This window comes from Micromonospora sp. LZ34 (genome assembly GCF_052981855.1).
Window position 1 is genome coordinate 1 of sequence record NZ_JBRIQN010000144.1, and the last position, 1,549, is coordinate 1,549.

Genomic DNA, 1,549 nt, shown 5'->3' on the forward strand with positions numbered 1-1,549 from the left:
CGGTAGTTGTCAAGTCAACCTGAGACAGGTTGTCGTTAGCGGGTGGGTTGTTCTTGCCGGGCCGGGTTGTTGATCCAGGCGATGTCGGGTGCCCGGGGTGCTTGTGGGCGGCGGGTGAACCGGTCGGGGTGGGTGGCGTAGGCCTGGTCGAGGGTCGTCTGGCGGTGCGCCCGGATCTGCTCGGCGGTGCCGAAGTGGACTGATGCCGGGGTGTGCAGGCCGATGCCGGAGTGGCGGTGTTCGTGGTTGTAGGCGGTGAAGAATGTGTCGCAGAAGGCGCGGGCGTCGGCGAGGGATCCGAACCGGTCGGGGAAGTCGGGCACGTATTTCATCGTTTTGAACTGGGCTTCGGAGTACGGGTTGTCGTTTGAGGTTCGGGGCCGCGAATGTGAGCGGAGCACGCCGAGGTTCACGAGCATCTCGGAGACGGGTTTCGACACCATGACACCGCCGCGGTCGGCGTGGATGGTGTGCGGTTCGACGCCGTTGCGGGTGACCGCGTCGGAGAGGAAGTCCCGGGCCAGGACCGCGTCTTCGCTGGCTGCGACGAGCCATCCGGTGACATAGCGGGAGTAGATGTCGATGATGACGTAGCAGCGGTACCAGGTTCCTTTGACGGGTCCTTTCAACGCCGTGATGTCCCAGGACCAGACCTGCGACGGGCCGGTCGCGACGAGTTCGGGGCGCACCCGTGGTGGGTGCCTGGCCTGCCGGCGTCGTTCCCTGACCTGCCCGGCGGTGCGGGCGATGCGGTACATCGTCGACAGCGAGCACCAGTACCGGCCATCGTCGAGTTCCCGGGCCCAGACCTGCGGGATCGCCAGATCCGCATACGTGGGGCTGTTCAACACCTCGAGGACCCGGACCCGTTCGGTGTCGCTCAACGCCGAGGGTGGCGGGGTTCGTGGCAGCCATGGCCCGTGCACCGGCCCAAGACCGTTCTTCCGGCGGTAGTGGGTCGCCCGTGACGTTCCGGTCAGCGCACAGCAGCGCTGCACCGACAGCTCGGCGGACCGCAGGTCGGTGAAGGCGGTGGTCAGGATCTGCTCGGCGGCGGACCGTTGTCCGCGCTCTCGGAGAGTTCTTCCAAGAGCGCGTGTGCTTTTCCCATAATGTCCAACGCCATCCGGGTCTTCTTCAGATCCGCCTGCAGTTTCTCATTCTGCCGGCGTAGCTTCTCCAACTCGACCTGCTCGGCGGTCTTCCGCAGCCGAGAAGCCGGAGACGTTTTCTCGCCACCGCCGGTGAGGGCGCCCGCGTCACGGGCTCGGGCCCACTCGATCAGATGCGACGAGTACAAGCCCTCGCGGCGAAGGACCGCGGCCTTCTCCCCATGCGGGGCGTTTTCGTACTCGGTCAGGACCGCGAGTTTGAACTCCGGGCTGAACGCCCGCCGAGACGGCCTCGGCGCCGGATCAGACCCGCTCGGCACACCCTGCACGGGCTGGTCCTCAAAAGATGTCGACACGTACACCAGGATCTCCGATCCCGCCCTCGGTCAGCACCCCGCACTCACACGCGGTGTCTCACCCCATCCTGACCAAGAGGG

At 66.2% G+C, this 1,549-nt stretch carries 2 protein-coding genes; both read right to left on the reverse strand.

Translation table 11 applies throughout. The features are described from left to right. Positions 1-35 precede the first annotated feature (35 nt). Positions 36-998, reverse strand: a complete 963-nt coding sequence (locus tag ACVCAH_RS37835; protein WP_447141003.1) for a transposase — start codon at positions 996-998, stop codon at positions 36-38. Between the two features lie 38 nt (positions 999-1,036). Further along, entirely contained in the window at positions 1,037-1,474 is a 438-nt protein-coding gene (locus tag ACVCAH_RS37840) for a transposase (RefSeq protein WP_447141004.1), read from the reverse strand. Between the last annotated feature and the right edge of the window lie 75 nt (positions 1,475-1,549).